The sequence below is a fragment of the Nitrosospira sp. TNL300 genome (genome assembly GCF_055385915.1).
This window is the reverse complement of sequence record NZ_AP041005.1, coordinates 867,932-885,786: the sequence shown is the minus strand read 5'-3', so window position 1 is coordinate 885,786 and position 17,855 is coordinate 867,932. Positions and strand designations below refer to the sequence as shown.

The 17,855-nt window shown below is 53.0% G+C and carries 17 protein-coding genes; 10 read left to right on the top strand and 7 right to left on the bottom strand.

All coding sequences use genetic code 11. From position 1 onward, the window contains the following. The first annotated feature begins 17 nt into the window (after positions 1-17). The 5 genes from adk (at position 18) to ACZ5BW_RS03915 (ending at position 6,168) form a co-directional block, all read left to right on the top strand. Entirely contained in the window at positions 18-671 is a 654-nt protein-coding gene (gene adk / locus ACZ5BW_RS03935; RefSeq protein ID WP_464543647.1) for an adenylate kinase, read from the top strand. 190 nt (positions 672-861) lie between these two features. Continuing rightward, positions 862-2,121, top strand: a complete 1,260-nt coding sequence (locus ACZ5BW_RS03930; protein ID WP_464542745.1) for a 6-phosphofructokinase — start codon at positions 862-864, stop codon at positions 2,119-2,121. Between the two features lie 155 nt (positions 2,122-2,276). Continuing rightward, positions 2,277-4,310 (top strand): sodium-translocating pyrophosphatase, encoded by a 2,034-nt coding sequence (locus ACZ5BW_RS03925; RefSeq protein ID WP_464542743.1) that lies wholly within the window; start codon positions 2,277-2,279, stop codon positions 4,308-4,310. A gap of 88 nt (positions 4,311-4,398) precedes the next feature. Continuing rightward, positions 4,399-4,809 carry a GlcG/HbpS family heme-binding protein gene (locus tag ACZ5BW_RS03920; RefSeq protein ID WP_464542741.1) on the top strand — a complete coding sequence of 137 codons (411 nt, stop codon included), beginning with the start codon at positions 4,399-4,401 and terminating at the stop codon, positions 4,807-4,809. A 288-nt stretch (positions 4,810-5,097) separates the two neighbouring features. Beyond that, the gene (locus ACZ5BW_RS03915) at positions 5,098-6,168 is read left to right on the top strand and encodes an AI-2E family transporter (protein ID WP_464542739.1); all 1,071 of its coding nucleotides are present in this window, start codon (positions 5,098-5,100) and stop codon (positions 6,166-6,168) included. A gap of 54 nt (positions 6,169-6,222) precedes the next feature. On the opposite strand, the gene ACZ5BW_RS03910 is transcribed toward ACZ5BW_RS03915, so the two are convergent. After that, complete coding sequence (locus ACZ5BW_RS03910; RefSeq protein WP_464542736.1) at positions 6,223-7,047, bottom strand: SDR family NAD(P)-dependent oxidoreductase; 825 nt, start codon at positions 7,045-7,047, stop codon at positions 6,223-6,225. Between the two features lie 246 nt (positions 7,048-7,293). On the opposite strand from ACZ5BW_RS03910, the gene ACZ5BW_RS03905 reads away from it, so the two are divergent. Next, positions 7,294-7,995 (top strand): SDR family oxidoreductase, encoded by a 702-nt coding sequence (locus ACZ5BW_RS03905; RefSeq protein WP_464542734.1) that lies wholly within the window; start codon positions 7,294-7,296, stop codon positions 7,993-7,995. A 56-nt stretch (positions 7,996-8,051) separates the two neighbouring features. Here the strand turns inward: ACZ5BW_RS03905 and ACZ5BW_RS03900 are convergent, their stop codons facing one another. Both ACZ5BW_RS03900 and ACZ5BW_RS03895 read right to left on the bottom strand, forming a co-directional pair. Then, positions 8,052-8,372 (bottom strand): heavy metal-binding domain-containing protein, encoded by a 321-nt coding sequence (locus ACZ5BW_RS03900; RefSeq protein WP_011380091.1) that lies wholly within the window; start codon positions 8,370-8,372, stop codon positions 8,052-8,054. Between the two features lie 91 nt (positions 8,373-8,463). Next, positions 8,464-8,730 carry a hypothetical protein gene (locus tag ACZ5BW_RS03895; protein WP_464542731.1) on the bottom strand — a complete coding sequence of 89 codons (267 nt, stop codon included), beginning with the start codon at positions 8,728-8,730 and terminating at the stop codon, positions 8,464-8,466. Between the two features lie 82 nt (positions 8,731-8,812). Between ACZ5BW_RS03895 and ACZ5BW_RS03890 the strand changes: the two genes are divergently transcribed. Genes ACZ5BW_RS03890 through ACZ5BW_RS03880 form a run of 3 tightly spaced genes read left to right on the top strand, consistent with a single transcriptional unit; the run spans position 8,813 to position 12,645 of the window. Next, positions 8,813-9,826 carry a Fe(3+) ABC transporter substrate-binding protein gene (locus ACZ5BW_RS03890; RefSeq protein ID WP_464542729.1) on the top strand — a complete coding sequence of 338 codons (1,014 nt, stop codon included), beginning with the start codon at positions 8,813-8,815 and terminating at the stop codon, positions 9,824-9,826. 22 nt (positions 9,827-9,848) lie between these two features. Beyond that, positions 9,849-11,552, top strand: a complete 1,704-nt coding sequence (locus ACZ5BW_RS03885; protein ID WP_464542727.1) for an ABC transporter permease — start codon at positions 9,849-9,851, stop codon at positions 11,550-11,552. A 25-nt stretch (positions 11,553-11,577) separates the two neighbouring features. After that, positions 11,578-12,645: an ABC transporter ATP-binding protein gene (locus ACZ5BW_RS03880; RefSeq protein WP_464542725.1), complete on the top strand. Its 1,068-nt coding sequence runs from the start codon at positions 11,578-11,580 to the stop codon at positions 12,643-12,645. Between the two features lie 41 nt (positions 12,646-12,686). Here ACZ5BW_RS03880 and ACZ5BW_RS03875 read toward each other — a convergent pair whose 3' ends face one another. The 3 genes from ACZ5BW_RS03875 to ACZ5BW_RS03865 all read right to left on the bottom strand — a co-directional run bounded on the left by ACZ5BW_RS03875 (position 12,687) and on the right by ACZ5BW_RS03865 (position 15,414). Further along, positions 12,687-13,076, bottom strand: coding sequence for a hypothetical protein (locus tag ACZ5BW_RS03875; RefSeq protein ID WP_464542723.1), 390 nt, complete (start codon positions 13,074-13,076; stop codon positions 12,687-12,689). Positions 13,077-13,317: 241 nt separating this feature from the next. Continuing rightward, positions 13,318-13,971: a response regulator transcription factor gene (locus ACZ5BW_RS03870; RefSeq protein ID WP_464542721.1), complete on the bottom strand. Its 654-nt coding sequence runs from the start codon at positions 13,969-13,971 to the stop codon at positions 13,318-13,320. Between the two features lie 12 nt (positions 13,972-13,983). Then, a complete protein-coding gene (locus ACZ5BW_RS03865) occupies positions 13,984-15,414 on the bottom strand; it encodes an ATP-binding protein (protein ID WP_464542718.1) in 1,431 nt (476 codons plus the stop codon). 544 nt (positions 15,415-15,958) lie between these two features. Between ACZ5BW_RS03865 and ACZ5BW_RS03860 the strand changes: the two genes are divergently transcribed. Then, entirely contained in the window at positions 15,959-16,747 is a 789-nt protein-coding gene (locus tag ACZ5BW_RS03860; protein WP_464542715.1) for a GNAT family N-acetyltransferase, read from the top strand. 56 nt (positions 16,748-16,803) lie between these two features. Here the strand turns inward: ACZ5BW_RS03860 and ACZ5BW_RS03855 are convergent, their stop codons facing one another. Continuing rightward, on the bottom strand, positions 16,804-17,778 hold the full coding sequence (locus tag ACZ5BW_RS03855) for a glycosyltransferase family 2 protein (protein ID WP_464542713.1): 975 nt from the start codon (positions 17,776-17,778) through the stop codon (positions 16,804-16,806). Positions 17,779-17,855 lie beyond the last annotated feature (77 nt).

Sequence of the window (17,855 nt, the reverse complement as noted above, 5' to 3'; positions counted from 1 at the left end):
TATAAAAAGGAGGAATAATCATAATCGTCTTATTGGGTGGTCCCGGCGCGGGAAAGGGAACTCAGGCCAGCTTCATCAAGGAACATTTCGGCATTCCGCAGATATCGACGGGGGACATGCTGCGGGCAGCCGTCAAGGAAGGCACCGAGCTGGGTCTCATGGCCAAAAAGATCATGGACGAGGGCGGCCTTGTTCCGGATGACGTCATCATCGGTCTGGTGAAAGCGCGCATTGCACAGCCGGATTGCAGCAAGGGTTTTCTGTTTGATGGTTTTCCCCGCACCATCCCGCAAGCGGATGCAATGAAGGCTGCCAAAGTGCCTGTCCAGTTCGTCATTGAAATTGATGTATCCGACGAAGAGATTGTCAGGCGCCTCTCCGGCCGGCGCGTACATCCTGCCTCGGGGCGCATTTACCATCTGATATTCAATCCGCCCCGGGTCGATGAGAAGGATGATGTAACCGGCGAGCCACTGATACAGCGTGATGATGATAAAGAGGAAACGATCCGGAAACGGCTCGAAATCTATCACGCCCAGACCGAACCATTGGTAGAATACTACGCCAGCTGGTCAGCCAGTGGCGAAAAAGATGCTCCCAGGTATGTGAAAATCACGGGGGCCGGATCAGTGGAAACAATCCGCGACGCCATTTTCGCGTCGCTGGGATAACTTCAGTCAAACTCCTGGTGGAACTCAAGCCTGGTATCACCGCCGTTTTAATTCGCTAAGAGAGCAATACGCAGCGGCAGTAGTCCTCGTTGCCGTCTGCATGCATGGCGCCGGCACTGTTGCGCCACGGGAGAAAGCGTGCGTACGCTGACGGTAGATGTTGGAAGATTTAAATAATCGGGGGAGAAATATGGCAGCAAAAAATGCTTTTTATGCTCAATCCGGCGGCGTTACGGCCGTCATCAACGCTTCCGCAGCCGGTGTAATTGAAACCGCCCGCAAGCAAAGCGGAAAGATAGGCAGGATTTATGCGGGTCGCAACGGGATCATTGGCGCGCTTACCGAGGACCTGATCGATACCGGACAGGAATCCGATGCCGCAATCAGCGCATTGCGGTACACGCCCTCCGGAGCGTTCGGGTCCTGCCGCTACAAACTGAAAAGCCTTGAACAGAACCGGCGGGAATATGAACGCCTGATCGAAGTATTCAGGGCTCATGACATCGGCTATTTCTTCTATAACGGCGGTGGCGATTCAGCCGATACATGTCTCAAGGTATCGCAACTGTCCGGGACGCTTGGCTATCCCATTCAGGCCATTCATGTGCCAAAAACGGTGGATAACGACCTTCCCATCACAGACTGCTGCCCTGGCTTCGGCTCGGTGGCGAAGTACATCGCCGTATCCACGCTTGAAGCCAGCTTCGATGTGGCAAGCATGTCAGCAACGTCAACGAAGGTGTTCGTGCTGGAAGTAATGGGACGGCACGCCGGCTGGATAGCAGCCGCCGGAGGTCTCGCGTCCAGCCCGGAGCGTGAAATTCCCGTCATCATTCTCTTCCCCGAAATCAGGTTCGACAAACAGAAATTCCTCGCCAAGGTGGATAGTTGTGTCAAGAAATTCGGCTACTGCTCGGTGGTCGTATCGGAGGGCGTAAAAGGAGATGACGGCAAATTCCTCTCCGACCAGGGTGTACGTGACGCCTTCGGGCATGCGCAATTGGGAGGAGTAGCGCCGGTGGTGGCGAACATGGTGAAGGAGGGGCTCGGACTCAAATATCACTGGGGTGTGGCGGACTATCTGCAACGCGCTGCGCGTCACATCGCGTCCAAGACCGACGTGGAGCAGGCGTACGCCATGGGCCAGGCCGCCGTGGAATTCGCGATACAGGGGCACAATTCGGTGATGCCTACCATAGAACGGATTTCTGCCAGGCCCTATCAGTGGAAAGTAGGCATGGCGCAGTTGTCTCAGGTGGCCAATGTCGAAAAAATGATGCCCGAGAACTTTATCACCGAGGATGGTTTTGGCATCACCGACCTGTGCCGGGAATATCTGGCACCGCTCATCGAGGGTGAAGACTATCCACCCTACAAGGATGGCCTGCCGGACTACGTGCGACTGCAAAACGTGGCGGTCCCGAAAAAATTGAGCGGCTTCACGCTTTGAGCCGCTTTAACCTGGCGTAACCGGAAGCGCATACAGATTGTTCACAGGCGCTCATATTCGACAGCAAATAATCAATCGATCGCAACGCCTATGTAAACGACAAGACTGGATTTTTGTACGTGTTTCCTCGTAGCCCATTTTAACTGGAGATTTAAATGAGTACTGGTTTAATCATCGCAATTGGTTGCGCGATGGCGGCACTCCTCTACGGAGTGGTTTCGATAAGGTGGATTGTAGCGTTGCCAGCAGGCAACGAACGCATGCGGGATATTGCCACGGCGATTCAGGAGGGTGCCTCGGCTTATCTGAACCGCCAATACACCACCATCAGCATAGTGGGTGTTATTCTGCTGATAGCAATCTTTCTTGCCCTGGGCTGGCAGACCGCCGTTGGGTTTGCTCTGGGCGCATTCTTGTCGGGGCTGACCGGGTATATCGGCATGAACGTATCCGTGCGTGCGAATGTACGTACAGCGGAAGCAGCGCGGCATGGTCTCAATGCAGCGCTGGATGTTGCCTTCAAGGGGGGGGCCATTACCGGTATGCTGGTGGTTGGCCTGGGTTTGCTGGGCGTGGCCGGCTACTTTGCCCTTCTGATCGGCATGGGCGCAAGTGAATCGCAAGCAACTCATGCTTTGGTGGGTGTTGCCTTCGGCAGCTCGCTGATCTCCATTTTCGCCCGTCTCGGCGGCGGAATTTTCACCAAGGGTGCTGACGTTGGCGCGGACCTGGTTGGTAAGGTGGAAGCCGGTATCCCTGAGGACGATCCGAGAAATCCGGCGGTGATCGCTGACAACGTGGGCGATAATGTGGGCGACTGTGCCGGAATGGCTGCGGACCTGTTTGAAACCTACGCCGTTACCATTATCGCGACCATGCTGCTGGGCGGCCTGCTCATCACCGACGCGGGGCCGAACGCGGTGCTCTATCCGCTGGTACTGGGCGGCGTTTCGATTATTGCTTCCATCATTGGCTGTTACTTCGTCAAGGCACGTGAGGGCGGCAAGATCATGAATGCGCTTTATCGTGGTCTGGCGGTCGCCGGTGGGCTTGCAGCAATTGCCTACTATCCCATCACGACTATCATGCTCGGTGAGGGCGTAATGATCGAGGGGAAGCTGGTTTCCTCAACCAATCTTTACCTCTCTGTACTGGTTGGCCTGGCGCTCACCGCTGCGATGGTCTGGATCACGGAGTACTACACTTCAACTGAATTCAAACCGGTACGCTCCATTGCCGAAGCTTCCAGCACCGGTCACGGCACCAACGTCATTGCCGGTCTGGGCATTTCCATGAAGGCGACTGCCTGGCCAGTTATTGTCGTATGTCTTTCCATCTGGATCACATACGAACTGGCAGGTCTGTATGGCATTGCCATCGCCGCCACATCGATGCTTTCCATGGCCGGAATCATCGTTGCGCTGGATGCCTACGGTCCCATCACGGATAATGCCGGTGGAATCGCCGAAATGGCCGGCTTGCCGTCGGAAGTACGCGACATCACCGATCCCCTGGATGCCGTTGGCAATACCACCAAGGCCGTGACCAAGGGCTACGCGATCGGCTCTGCAGGGCTTGCTGCGCTGGTTCTGTTCGCCGACTACACCCATGCGCTCGCGAGCGGCGGCAAGAGCGTAAATTTTGATTTGTCCGACCACATGGTCATCATCGGCCTGTTTCTCGGCGGCATGGTTCCCTACCTGTTTGGCGCTATGGCCATGGAAGCCGTGGGCCGTGCTGCCGGTTCGGTAGTGGTGGAAGTCCGGCGACAGTTCAAGGAAATCCCCGGGATCATGGAAGGAACGGCCAAGCCCGACTACTCGCGTGCGGTGGATATGGTGACGAGGGCGGCGATCAAGGAAATGATCCTTCCCTCCCTGCTTCCCGTTGCCGTTCCCCTGATCGTCGGCCTCGTGCTGGGTCCGGTTGCCCTTGGCGGCGTACTGATCGGCGCGATCATCACAGGCATTTTCGTGGCAATTTCGATGACCGCAGGGGGTGGCGCCTGGGATAATGCCAAGAAATATATTGAAGACGGCCACTTCGGTGGAAAAGGGTCGGAAGCGCATAAAGCAGCTGTTACAGGCGATACAGTCGGCGATCCTTACAAGGATACTGCTGGTCCGGCCGTGAACCCGCTCATCAAGATCATGAATATCGTGGCGCTAATGATTGTGCCGCTGTTGTAATTTTCTACGTTCCCCAAAACACGCCGGACCTTCCGGCGTGTTTTGTTTTGGGACCTCGCATCTCACATATACCCGGAGGGCTTGCTTTATGAATAAAAAAAACGTGCTCACGCTCGACGATGCCAAGGTTATTGCCACCGCCGCGGAAGCAGAAGCCATCCGCAACAACTGGCCAGTGGCGATTGCGATCGTCGATGACGGTGCCCATCTTGTCCACTTGCTGCGCCTTGATGAAACGCAATTTGGCAGTGTCGAAGTTGCAATACAAAAGGCGCGTGCAGCCATTGCATTCCGCCGTCCGACCAAAGTCTGGGAAGAACATGTGGCTGCCGGAAGCATCCGTTATCTTGGTCTGCCGGGCACTCTACCCATCGAGGGAGGTTTGCCAATCGTAGTGGAAGGGCAATTCATCGGCGCAGTAGGAGTAAGCGGTGTGCGCTCCCACCAGGATGCGCAGATTGCCCAGGCAGGACTGGATGCGCTCTTCAAAAATGCCTGAGAAGATTGCTTGTGACGTAGGATACAGTGAGTATCCTACACTCAAAGCCTGCTGTCCCTCCTCCTGACAAGTCCGAGTCAAGCCTGGGGCAGGCCCGGCAGAAGAATATTTCCTCTTGCGCGCCCCGTATTCTCAGGCTTCGTACCTCCAACCTTGCGATCGACTCTATCTGTTCGCCGCCTGAGTTTATTTTTAATTTTCTTTTTCGCACCCTCTATCAACCTAAGCTTGAGTTAAGGTAGGATGGCTCCATAACGTCATCGTAACCGGTTATTAAACTCTCTGCACATGAACTCACCCGAGTTGCGGCAAAAGGCCTTTTTACTGATATTGATTGCCGTCTCCATCGCATTCATCTGGATACTGTTGCCTTTTTATGGCACCGTATTCTGGGCGGCAGTTCTTGCCATCATATTTACGCCTTTTCATCGTAAATTGCTTGTCGCCATGGGAGAGCGGCGTAACCTTGCCGCGTTCACTACCTTGTCGCTCGTTCTGCTCATCGTGATTCTTCCGGTCATCGTGATGACAATTTCGCTCCTGCAGGAAGGAGTCCTCATCTACCAGAAAATCCGCACCGGTGAGTTGAATTTCGGCATGTATTTCCAGCAAATCATGAGCGCTGCGCCGCCTTGGCTGGTCAACCTGCTCGACCGTTCAGGGCTCACCAATATCGCGGAGTTGCAGGACATGCTGTCGAGCAGTGCCTTGCGGGGCAGCCAGTTCATCGCCATGCATGCTCTCAACATCGGCCAGAACGCTTTTGAATTTATTGTAAGTTTCGGCATCATGCTGTATCTGCTCTTTTTTCTGCTGCGCGATGGCGACAGTCTTGCGGCAAAGATCAAACAGGCGATGCCTCTTACCATGGAACACAAACGGCACTTGTCCAGCAAATTCACTACCGTCATTCGCGCAACCGTCAAGGGCAACATCGTCGTTGCCGTCATTCAGGGCACCCTGGGCGGCCTGATATTTTCCTTTCTCGGCATTCAGGGTGCGCTGCTCTGGGGCTTTATAATGGCCTTCCTTTCCCTGATACCGGCGGTTGGCGCCGGCCTGATCTGGATCCCGGTAGCCGTCTACTTCCTGTTTACCGGTGCTACCTGGCAGGGTGTCGTTCTCATCGCATTTGGCGTGCTTGTAATCGGGCTAGTGGATAACCTCTTACGCCCCGTCCTGGTAGGACGAGATACGAAGATGCCGGATTACGTGGTGCTCATTTCGACACTTGGGGGACTGGTCCTGTTCGGCCTCAATGGCTTCGTGATCGGACCGGTTATCGCAGCCTTGTTCATGTCCGCGTGGGACCTCTTCGCCGCATCGATGGATACTCCCAGGGTCGAAAGAAAAGACTGACGCGCAAGCCAGGTTCTTGCATGAACGCGATCAGAGGTCATCTTGATGGGTAGCTTATTCCCGGGAAAATTTCATCCGGAGCCGAACCGCCCAGGCGAAGATGCGTCCCCCTAGCAGCCATCTTGCCATAACCGACATTTTGGAATCGAGAGGTAGTGCGTGGCGGACGGGAGGGTTGGGCGCCTTCACGGCATCCAGTACTGCCTTCGCAACGATTTCCGGACCTGGGGCTTCGGGTTCACCCCCTACCAGATTGTGTACACCGGCAAGAAGTTTTTCATAGGCCACAGGGTGCAGGATTTTCTCCATTGCCCTCAACTCGTTTGGCACAAACTCGGTCTTTATCACTCCCGGTGCAATCATGACGACCTTGATGCCAAACTCCATCACCTCCCCTCGCACCGCGTCAGTCAACGCTTCGATGGCGTACTTCGAGGCCGAATACCAACCGAACCCGGGGACTGAAATCCTGCTCAGCACGGAGACGATGTTGACGATACATCCCGATCTCCGCTCCCGCATGTGTGGAAGCACCGCCTGCATGAATCGGGCATAACCAAAAAGATTGACCTCGATCTGCCGATGCGCGATTTCGAGCGGAACACATTCGACCGCGCCCGGCTGGGAGATCCCAGCGTTATTCACCAGTACATCAATTCGCCCGCGGGTTGATATGATATGAGTCACCGCTTGCCGGACGGCTGCATCATCGGTCACATCCACACAGATTGGCTCGATATGTTCGGAGCGTATTTGCTCCAGCCTGTACATGCGCCGAGCAAGGGCAAACACATAGTAGCCGTTCTGGGAAAGAAGTTCTGCCGTTGCCCTGCCGATACCGCTGGAAGCACCGGTTACCAATGCGATCTTGTCGGCCATATGTTTCTTCCTTTTATGGTTGCCATTCCTTGGGCTTTCTATACATAATGAGGCAGGCACACGGCTCGCCGGCCAATCCTGATTTTGTTACTGGAGCAGGTGTCCGAGGTTTCCCTGCCTGGAACCGCAATACTGACTTATCATGCAGTGAAATTCATCCTCTGATACTTCTTTATAGTACCCTGTCACGCCACGAGCCCGTCTCTCCCGAGTATCTAATCCGTATATCCCCATGAGGAGAAGATTATGAAAACTGCACTGATTACAGGCGCAAACCGCGGGATTGGACTTGAATTCGCACGTCAATACGCAGTGGAAGGCTGGCGTGTTTTTGCCTGCACGCGTCATCCTGAGAAAGCAGGTGAACTCCAAAAGTTGGCAAACCAGTATCCCGAGCAGGTGAAGGTACATGCACTTGACGTTGCCGATCACCGGCAAATCGACGAACTGGGACAGGCGCTTTCCGGCGAATCCGTCGACCTGCTTCTCAACAATGCCGGCATCTATGCAGAGGCGCATCGTTCGGGGATATTCAAAAGCGAGGATTACGACGCCTGGATGCGCACGTTTCTGGTCAATACCATGGCTACACTCAAGATGGCGCAGACATTTGCATCACAAGTCGCCCGGAGCAGTCAAAAAAGGATTGTGACCATCAGCAGTAAAATGGGCAGTATCGAGGACAATGATGGTGGGGGAAGCTATATGTACCGGTCCAGCAAGACGGCGGTGAACATGGTGGTCAAATCGCTTTCGATTGATCTGAAACAGTCGGGAGTAATTGCAGTGGTACTGCATCCGGGATGGGTGAAAACAGACATGGGTGGGTCCAATGCCTTGATCTCGCCTGCTCAAAGCGTATCCGGCATGCTACAAGTGATCGATCGCCTCACCCTGAAGGATTCCGGCACGTTCATCGCATACGACGGCAAGCCGGTGCCATGGTAGAGGATTCCTGCCGGATTGATTACTGGTCCGGCCGGCAATAAGCTCCCGCACTCCGGTTATTCGACGATTACAGCCGTGCCGCTTGCGGAAACCATGAGCATGCCGTTTTCTTTTCCCAATACCTCATAATCGATATCGATGCCCACTACTGCATTCGCTCCAAGATCGTGCGCACGCTGCTGCAGCTCTTCGAGCGCGATATCCCGTGCGCGCTGCAACTCTTTCTCGTAGGTTCCGGAACGTCCACCCACCAGATCGCGGATTCCCGCAAAGAGATCCTTGAATATATTGGCACCCAGAACTGCTTCGCCCGCCACCACTCCGCAATATCGCGTAATACGCTTCCCATCGATGCCCGGTGTTGTAGTAAGTTGCATATTTCTCCTGTTCAGAATCAGAGGACTATTAAAGAGTCAGGACGCTTCCATCCCATCGGCGGCGAATCCCGTCCCCAACGGGAGATACCGCTCATGATCCGCCTGCTCTGGGGGGCCGCTTGCGAAGTTTCTTCAAGGGCCTTCGCCCTGGCGTACCATCCCGGGACCTGGGTTGTTCTGGAGGTACGGCAACTTTACGGCGGACATTCCGATCCGTCGTGGTGACCCGGTTTACCGGCGTAAGCTCGATTTCGAGTTCGTTGATCTCATCCCATTGAGCTTCGGTACGCTGCCTCTCCGGTATCGCAAGAAGCTGCTGCAAGCGCTGATACGGAAGAACTTGTTCTGGCTCATCCATGATATATTAACGTGCCGCTTTGCTGATAATTATTATCATTTATAATATTAGCCTTTCTGCCTTTACATCCGGAGCAAATCAAATGTCCAGTGCGCGCTTCAATCGTTATCTTACCGCAATGATATGCTGTGTCACGCTATTTACCGCAGATGCATCCAGGGCGGAGGAAGTCGTCGTCTATTCGGCGCGCATGGAGCAGCTCATCAAGCCCATGTTCGATGCTTTCACCAAGGATAGCGGCATCGCTGTCAAATTCGTCACCGATAAGGAAGGCCCCTTGCTCGCGCGCCTCAAGGCAGAAGGCAAAAACACTCCGGCTGACATGCTGATCACCACCGATGCCGGCAACCTGTGGGAGGCGGCGCGGGAGGGACTGCTGCGTCCAGTGGAGTCAGAAATACTCGAAACGAATGTTCCCGCTTACCTCCAGGATCCATTGAACCGATGGTTCGGCTTATCGATACGGGCCCGTACCATCGTTTACAACACCAACAAGGTAAAACCCTCCGACCTTTCAACCTATGAAGCGCTGGCAGATCCCAAGTGGAAGAACCGCCTGTGCATACGCACTTCCAAGAAAGTATACAACCAGTCCCTGGTGGCAATGATGATTGCCGAGCATGGAGAACCCAAAACCGAACAGATCGTAAAAGGCTGGGTTGCCAATCTTGCAACCGATCCTCTTTCGGATGATACCAAGGCTATGGAATACGTCGCTGCAGGGAAATGTGACGTCACTATTGTCAATACTTATTATTACGGGCGCCTGATGAAAAAGAACCCGAAATTACCGCTTGCGATTTTCTGGCCAAACCAGGACAACAGCGGAGTCCATGTAAATATTTCGGGTGCAGGCGTGACAAAATATGCGCATCACCCCCAAGCAGCGATCAAGCTGCTCGAATTTCTATCCTCGGAAAAAGCGCAGAATCTGTTTGCCGACGTAAACATGGAGTATCCGGTGAACTCCAAAGTCAAAACTGATCCTGCCGTAGCCGCGTGGGGCAGTTTCAAACAGAATACGATAAATGTGAACAAAGCCGGAGAACTGCAGGCGGAAGCGGTAAAACTGATGGATCGCGCCGGCTACAAGTAAGATATAACCGGGTGATGGTCGGGTGGAGGTAGAAGCGCCGAATGGGATAGGGACGGGGACGGAGACGACGGATAGTCAAAGCACAAGAAAGGGGTTTTTCAGTTTTCCCACCTCGAGCCGTCACGCTTTCCATGGCTGGCGCCTGATACCCCTTCTGGTCGCAGCACTCGTGCTGATACCTGTCGGCACAGTCGTTTCTTCGCTTTTTACCCCTACTGGCGAAGTCTGGCGGCACTTGGCCGAAACCACGCTGCCTGACCTGTTGGCCAATACATTCTGGCTTGCACTGGGCGTACTTGCCGGCGTGACGCTGTTGGGCGTGAGCCTGGCGTGGTTTACCGCCGTATGCGAATTTCCCGGACGTCAATTCTTTTCGTGGGCGCTGTTGCTGCCATTTGCCATGCCCGCGTACGTGACCGCATTCGTGGCACTGGGCCTCTTCGACTATATCGGTCCTGTCCAGACCGCACTGCGCGAGTGGTTCGGTCCCGACCTCTTCTGGTTTCCAAATGTGCGCAGCAGGACAGGTGTCATCATCGTCATGATTCTGGCATTTTATCCCTATGTCTATCTGCTGGCGCGCAATGCCTTCCTCACCCAGGGCAAACGCTCGCTGGAAGCGGCACAATCCCTGGGACTCAGCCGTACACAGGGTTTTTTCAAAGTGGCGCTTCCCATGGCGCGTCCGTGGATCGCCAGCGGCGCCATGCTGGCTTTGATGGAAACCCTGGCGGACTTCGGCACGGTAGCGGTCTTCAATTACGATACCTTCACGACCGCCATTTATAAAGCCTGGTTTGCCATGTTTTCTCTCCCCGCGGCCTCTCAACTCGCGTCACTGCTTATTGTGATTGTCTTTGCCATGATCATCCTTGAACAACAGTTCCGCTCCCAGATGCGCTACGCGGAAATCCGGCAGAGTGCGAGGGCTCACCTCATCACGCTTTCTGGCTGGCAGAAGTGGGGAGTCACAGGCTTTGCCTCGACCACGCTATTTCTCGCGTTCCTGCTGCCGGTCGCGCAGCTCGCTGTATGGACAACACGCGTTTTTGCGCGTGATTTTGACCAGAGATATCTGGAATTCCTCTGGCATTCGCTCCTGTTGTCGGGTTTTGCCGTCCTGCTCACGTGCTCGGTCGCCCTGCTTATGGTCTATGCGGCGCGCCGTCATCCCAGCCGCGCCACACGCGCAGCAGTGCGCATTTCCACCCTTGGCTATGCCTTGCCCGGGACTGTTCTGGCAGTGGGAATTTTCATCCCGATAGCCTGGCTCGACAACCAGTTGAGCGAAATGGCCATGCAGCTATTTCACATGGAAACCGGGCTGCTCATTCAGGGTACGCTCGCTACCATGCTGATCGCCTATATGACCCGCTTTCTCGCGGTGAGCTACAGCCCTATAGACAGCGCCATGCAGCGTATCACCAGCAGCATCGATGAGGCTGCCATGGGTCTTGGCTTGAGTGGATGGTCGATGTTGCGCCGCATCCATTTGCCGATGCTGAGAAGTGGAATATTTACCGCAGCAACCCTGGTGTTCGTGGATGTCATGAAAGAAATGCCGATCACGCTGATGACCCGGCCTTTTGGATGGGATACTCTGGCGGTAAGAATTTTCGAGATGACTTCCGAAGGCGAATGGGAGCAGGCTGCACTGCCTGCGGTGGCACTGGTGCTGGCAGGTCTGCTGCCGCTGATATTTTTCATGCGGCAAAGCGAAAAATAGTTTGCAAAAAAGGTTGAATCGCGCCATGAAAACGCTGCTTGAGCTAAGCGATATCCGCCATGCCTATGGGCAGCAAAGGGTGGTGAACGGCCTGTCACTCACCCTCGGGAAAGGGGTCATCGGGTGCCTGCTGGGACCGAGCGGTTGCGGCAAGACAACAGTGCTGAGGTGCATTGCCGGTTTTGAGCCCGTTTCTGCCGGAAAAATCTTCCTCAATGGCGCAGTGATCAGCAGCAGTAGCGTCATGATTCCGCCTGAAAGGCGTCATATCGGAATGGTGTTTCAGGACTATGCGCTATTCCCCCATCTGTCCGTTGTGGACAATATCGGCTTTGGCCTGCACAGCATGCAAAAAGCCGAACGTTCTGCACGCATCGCCGAGATGCTTCAAACCGTAGGCCTTGCTGATTCCGCAAAAAAATACCCCCACCAGCTCTCGGGAGGGCAGCAGCAGCGGGTAGCGTTGGCACGCGCTTTGGCGCCACGTCCGGAATTGCTATTGCTGGACGAACCCTTCTCGAATCTGGATGTCAGCCTGCGCGGCCGCCTGAGCCTGGAAGTCCGCGACATCCTCAAAAGCCAGAATGCCACGGCTATTCTGGTAACACACGATCAGGATGAAGCGTTTGCCATTGCGGACGAGATCGGCGTGATGCACCGCGGTGAAATCCAGCAGTGGGATACAGCCTACAATCTCTACCACAAACCCGCCAATCGATTCGTTGCCAACTTCATTGGAGAAGGCGTTTTTCTTCCCGGAAAAATGCTCGACCGGCAGCAGGTGGAAATCGAACTGGGCACGCTGGCTGGGGACATACCGCATCGATGCACGCCGGACTGCCAGCTATGCCAGGAGGGAAACGTGGTGGATGTACTGATCCGCCCGGACGATATCGTGCATGACGATGCCAGTCCCGTACAAGCCAAGGTTATGCAAAAAGCATTTCGCGGCGCCGATATCCTGTATACCCTGCAACTGCCCGGCGGCAGTACTGCCCTGTCGCTCGTTCCAAGCCATCATAATCATGCGATAGGGGAAAAAATAGGAATCAGGCTTGAAGCGGAGCATGTCGTGGCATTCAACCAGTCATGATCAAAGTCCATATCCAAGCCACTTTAGGCGTTGCCAGAACTTCAAATTTGGTCTTTGGAATCTGACTCGATCTTGACGTTATTCTCGTAGTTTCGCTCGGGCGGTGTTTCCGCGGAGGTGGAATAATCGTGCCGGGCAAGTTCCGATGCCATTTTCTGATGAAAGGCAGCCTGCTTTAAAGTTTCCTCCGCGGCCCGCTCGTATTTATGCAATAAAGCCGAAGTATACGATTGCTTATCTTGCGCCTGTCTGCCATAAAGATAGCTTTTTTCTTCGTAATGCTGAAGTAGTTTCTTTTGATCCTCTACCTTTATCAGCATTTCTTTTGCGGCATTTCGATATTGCTTCGCCAACTTATCGTGGTCGGTATAGGTTCTCGCATTCTTTACAGCCTTGTGAATATCATCATTCTGCGCTTCGAGAGGACTCATTTGCGCGCAGGAAGTCAATAGAGCAATCGCGGACAAGATCGCAACAAATGTTCCTGATTTTGTTTTCATAATAGCAATGAACCCAAATAGAATGAAAGCAGCTTCATCCTAACTCAGTCCATGCTATTGAGTATATTGGGGAAACCCTGGTTTTTTACTAAGGGAAACCCTTATGCAGGTTTATATGGCAGAAGTCCGGAAAGCATCCTGACAACCTGAATAAAACGCCCGGTCATGCCTGCTATTGCGCTTCGTTCAAGTGGGTGGCATAACGTATCAAATCGGCGCCGTCTTTTAAGTTCAATTTGGTACGAATGTTGAAGCGGTGCGTTTCGATAGTTTTAATACTGCGGTTAAGCAACCTGGCAATTTCCTGACTGCTATGTCCGGATCCAATCAAATGCAGTACCTCAAACTCACTGGGGGTCAGGCTGCTAATCAAAGGCTCAGCCTCCGAATTTCCGGCTGCGACCCGATTCAACAGCTTGGCATGCATTGGCTTGCTCAAATAAATGTTTCCCTTTAATACTTCGTGGATAGCGGTTATCAACACTTCACCCGGCTCCTGCTTCATCACGTAGCCACGCGCGCCGGCCCGCAAAGCGCGCTCCGCATACACGCCTTCATCATGCATGGAGACGACGAGTACGGGTAGTGCGGGGATCAGGATGTGTATGCTTTTTATGACCTCAAAACCGGAGAGGGTCTTGAGAGACACATCCATTAAAACGATATCGGCATGATGTCCCGCTTTGAGTGTGGCCAGCGCTTCGTCGCCGTCGCCGGCCTCTGCAAATACCTCCATATCTGGCTCAAGATTGATAAGCATCGCCATGCCGTGCCGCAACATGGCATGGTCGTCCACCAGCATTACCTGTGCTTTCAAAGCTGGCATACCGGGAAACTCCTACATCATTCGCATTTCGAGCTGCACTTCCACTCCGCCTTCGGGATGCGACACGAATTCCAGTATCGCGCCAAGCTGCCTGGCGCGATATTGCATGATTTTAATGCCCATTCCTGGCGTCGCCCCATGTTTTGTATTAAGCCCGGCAAAGCCGCTGCCATCATCGCGTATCGACAGACGCAGCGTTTCTTCCTCGGAACCCAGCGAAATTGTCACATGTTGCGCGCCGCCGTGGCGTATTGCGTTATTGGTAGCCTCCTGGGCAATCCGGTAAATATTAAGCGCAAGATCCTTATCCTTGATAACGACTTCCTTTTTGCATATAAAATCACAGGTAATCTTATAAGTGATTGCGATTCTCGATGCAAATGCCCGCAGCGCGGCCATCAGGCCATTGGTCTCCAGTTCAAATGGAAGCAGCCCCTGCGCAAGCTGCTTGCATTGCATCACAGCGACCTGCGCTTGAGCCGCGATGGAAGCAGCGAGCGTTGCCGCCTCCATACTCCCCGATGAGGACATTTTTTTCTGCAGCGCCTTGGCCTGATAACCAATCGCCGCAATCTGTTGCCCGAGATTGTCGTGCAAATCCTGGCCGATCGAACGCTGGTTTTCTTCCGCTATGGAAACCAGTGTCTGTTCGAGATGTTTGCGCTCAAGCCATCTCTCCAGATCACTCGCAACCGCGTCGATAAGCCGCTGCTCTTCCGGCACCAGGAATGGTTTGTCTTCGGGATAGAAGACACGCAACTGGCCGCAGGAATTGTTGTTGGCGCTAATTTTCGATTTCAGCTCGTGCGTAAGACCCTGACCGTGATTCTCGGAAGTGAAGCGCCTGCCATCGAGCTCGATCATGGCGGTAGCAATTTCCGGAAATTGCATCGCGGGTATCAGGTGCTCGAAAATCTGCTGGCAGACATTATCCAGCGATAATTCCACTCCCATGCCATGGCGAATCTCGTAGAGACAAGTGATTTCTTTCAGACGCTCGCCCAACGCCTCATCGATCTGTTTGCGCTCAAACCACCTCCCCAGATCAGTCGCGATCGCATCGATGAGCCGCTGTTCTTCCGGCACCAGAAATGGTTTATCTTCCGGATAGAAGACACGCAACTGGCCACAGGGACTGGTGTTGACGTTAATCGTCGCTTGCAGCTCGTGCGTAAGGCCCTCGCCGCGGTTCTCGGAAGCGAAGCGCCTGCCATCGAGCTCGATCATGGCGGTAGCAATTTCCGGAAATTGCATGGCGGGTATCAAATGCTCGAAAATCTGCCGGCAAACATTATCCACCGATAATTCCGGCCCCATACCACGGCGGATTTCGTAGAGACAGGTGATTTCTTTCAGACGCTCGCGCAGCGCCTTACTGGCGTCAGCATGCTCATCCGTAAGGGGATGGGCAGAGCTGGCGTGCCTTTTATCCTGGCTGGTCATTGAAGGCTTTCATAGTTCAATCGATTCAATCTCCCACCTCGGCCGTTCTATGACATGAATTTGAATATTTCGCCTAGTTTATATCAGTCATACACTTCGGGCGAGTTCATCACTACCCACAAAAAGCTCCTTAACCTCCAGCAATTCGCACGCGCGCTTCATCAACGGCAGGATTAGCTCCTCGTTTCGTTCGAAAATCAAAGCCTCCCTGATTCCCAGCTATTTTGTACATCACAACTGAGGGTGTGAGGATTAATCACATTTCCTTCGATTGCTTCTCCGTCTTCTTTCCTTTCCCCAAGATATACTTCAGTACAGGTGTACCTAAGTCCAATAGGCAATACACCCAACATCGGTAAGATACGGAACTACTCCACTTGATCAGAAAGGCGGCAGTAACGGACTTCTGAGCCAGGAGTAACAACTTCCACGCATTTTTGCGACCGCCTCGCTCGCTTCCGGTCGTTACTGCGCCAGAAACTATTACGTTGGGCTGGCGTTGACAAAGAAGCAATCAATAACAAATTCAAAGAATTGAAAACAAATGAACAGATACCTGTCAGAGCTTGATCAGAACCGTTTTGGCGTTATCACTGTAAAGGCTGAGGGGCTCGAATCAATTGAAGACTTAGAAGAATGCATTTTATTCAGCAATAATAACAAGGCAGATCTACTCATTGTCAGGCTTGACGCGAGCCAAATTAATGTAGCTCAACGACTTGAAACTTTGGGCAGCATTTTATGTGACACGCTTATTTATTATGAATTACGCTGCCTCCGTGTAAAAAATTCAGTTCCTACCGCTCACACGGATGGAGAGCTATTTCGGTTGCGAGAAGTAACGGCAAGAGACCAGGCAGCAGTTGCTGATGTTGCTCGGGAGGCGTTTTCAGAGTATATCGGACACTATCATTCCGATCCGATGTTTAACAGGCGCGACTGTGATGAAGCATACGTTTCGTGGTGTGAGACGACGATAAAAAATGCCGGGGAAACCAATAAAGTTATCGTTGCTGAGGATATGAACGGAATCTGTGGATTCCTTACGATGAAGATACACAACGATAAACGTCTTGAACTGGTATTGAGCGGGGTTGCGAAGCGCGTGGAGGGGCGCGGCGTCTATCGTCGCATGATCCAATATGCAGTAGAGTACGCAATCAAGACAGGTTTTAAGCGGATTTTTACCTCAACACAGATTATCAATCTGGCTGTTCAAAGAGTATGGATTGCTCAAGGATTTTTGCCCCAGAAATTTGAATACACATTCCATAAATGGTTTAAGGCGAATATCAAGCCAGTTCCGATCACAAACAAACTTTGTTTCGGTTAACTCCAATAACATAAACGGTCACGTTTCAGCCACACTTGCTTTGTGGCTGATCTACTTCAACTCGATCCGGAACCTTCTTTATTACTTGTGTCATTCACAGGAAATGTTGCTTCCTTTACCACCGCTAACGGCCTCCCCATGCTATTGACGTGCATACGGGACAGATATTCCCCAATGATGCCGAGGGCAAACATCTGGGCTCCGGCGAAAATTGCAATTATGGACGCGAGAAATGGAAATCCCGCCACCCCGCTCCCATAGAGGAGATAACGTCCAAGAACATAAATCAGTAAGCATATGCCAAACAACGTAAACAAAAAGCCTGTCCAGCTTGCTAGCTGAAGGGGGAAAACGCTGTATCCTGTCACCATATTTAATGTATGCCTGACCAGGCGAGATAATGTGTAGCCCGAAGCTCCCACCGTACGGGAATTATGTTGAACCGGGATTGCGGCAAAGTGAGTAGTTGCCCAGGTCAGCAAAACATCAATAGAGACAAATGGGTTGCGATAATCCTTGAATGCATCGCGAAGATGGGTTTTAAACACGCGATAAGCACTGATATGTCGCGACACATCGCCGCCCATTGCATGTTCAAGCATGCGCTTTGTAATGAGCGAAGCAATATCTCGAAGAACACCATGTTTTTCCTGATAGGGAGTGCCATACACCACGTCATACCCCTCCGCAAGCTTGGCTAATAAAGCAGGAATCTCTTCGGGAGGGTTTTGCAAATCATCGTCCATAGTGATGATGATCTCAAAACGAGCAGCCCGAATCCCGCTCAGGATGGCGTTATGTTGGCCGTAATTGCGGCTATGAAGCATCCCGCGAATCCGCGCATCAGCCGCAGCCAAGGCCTGGATGATCTCCCATGTTTGCCCTCCCCCACCATCCTCAACAATAATAATTTCATATTCAGGACAAACCAATGGAAGTACCTTACCCAATCGGATACATAATTCGGGCAGCGTCCTTTCAGAGCGAAACGCCGGAATAACTACAGATATACGAGGTTCAGAACGTTTCACAGGGTTATACGGGGAAATCGATGAGTAGTGTCTCTATCTTCTGTACAAGGTTTTCAAGCAGGTGATATTGAGAAAAC

Coding starts and splice junctions, on each gene's coding strand:
- ACZ5BW_RS03930 (WP_464542745.1), top strand. CDS start 862: ATGGCAGCAAAAAATGCTTTTTATGCTCAATCCGGCGGCGTTACGGCC.
- ACZ5BW_RS03895 (WP_464542731.1), bottom strand. CDS start 8,730: ATGGATGAGCCAGAACAAGTTCTTCCGTATCAGCGCTTGCAGCAGCTT.
- ACZ5BW_RS03915 (WP_464542739.1), top strand. CDS start 5,098: ATGAACTCACCCGAGTTGCGGCAAAAGGCCTTTTTACTGATATTGATT.
- ACZ5BW_RS03910 (WP_464542736.1), bottom strand. CDS start 7,047: ATGGCCGACAAGATCGCATTGGTAACCGGTGCTTCCAGCGGTATCGGC.
- ACZ5BW_RS03905 (WP_464542734.1), top strand. CDS start 7,294: ATGAAAACTGCACTGATTACAGGCGCAAACCGCGGGATTGGACTTGAA.
- ACZ5BW_RS03920 (WP_464542741.1), top strand. CDS start 4,399: ATGAATAAAAAAAACGTGCTCACGCTCGACGATGCCAAGGTTATTGCC.
- ACZ5BW_RS03875 (WP_464542723.1), bottom strand. CDS start 13,076: ATGAGTCCTCTCGAAGCGCAGAATGATGATATTCACAAGGCTGTAAAG.
- ACZ5BW_RS03900 (WP_011380091.1), bottom strand. CDS start 8,372: ATGCAACTTACTACAACACCGGGCATCGATGGGAAGCGTATTACGCGA.
- ACZ5BW_RS03890 (WP_464542729.1), top strand. CDS start 8,813: ATGTCCAGTGCGCGCTTCAATCGTTATCTTACCGCAATGATATGCTGT.
- ACZ5BW_RS03880 (WP_464542725.1), top strand. CDS start 11,578: ATGAAAACGCTGCTTGAGCTAAGCGATATCCGCCATGCCTATGGGCAG.
- ACZ5BW_RS03870 (WP_464542721.1), bottom strand. CDS start 13,971: ATGCCAGCTTTGAAAGCACAGGTAATGCTGGTGGACGACCATGCCATG.
- ACZ5BW_RS03865 (WP_464542718.1), bottom strand. CDS start 15,414: ATGACCAGCCAGGATAAAAGGCACGCCAGCTCTGCCCATCCCCTTACG.
- ACZ5BW_RS03860 (WP_464542715.1), top strand. CDS start 15,959: ATGAACAGATACCTGTCAGAGCTTGATCAGAACCGTTTTGGCGTTATC.
- ACZ5BW_RS03925 (WP_464542743.1), top strand. CDS start 2,277: ATGAGTACTGGTTTAATCATCGCAATTGGTTGCGCGATGGCGGCACTC.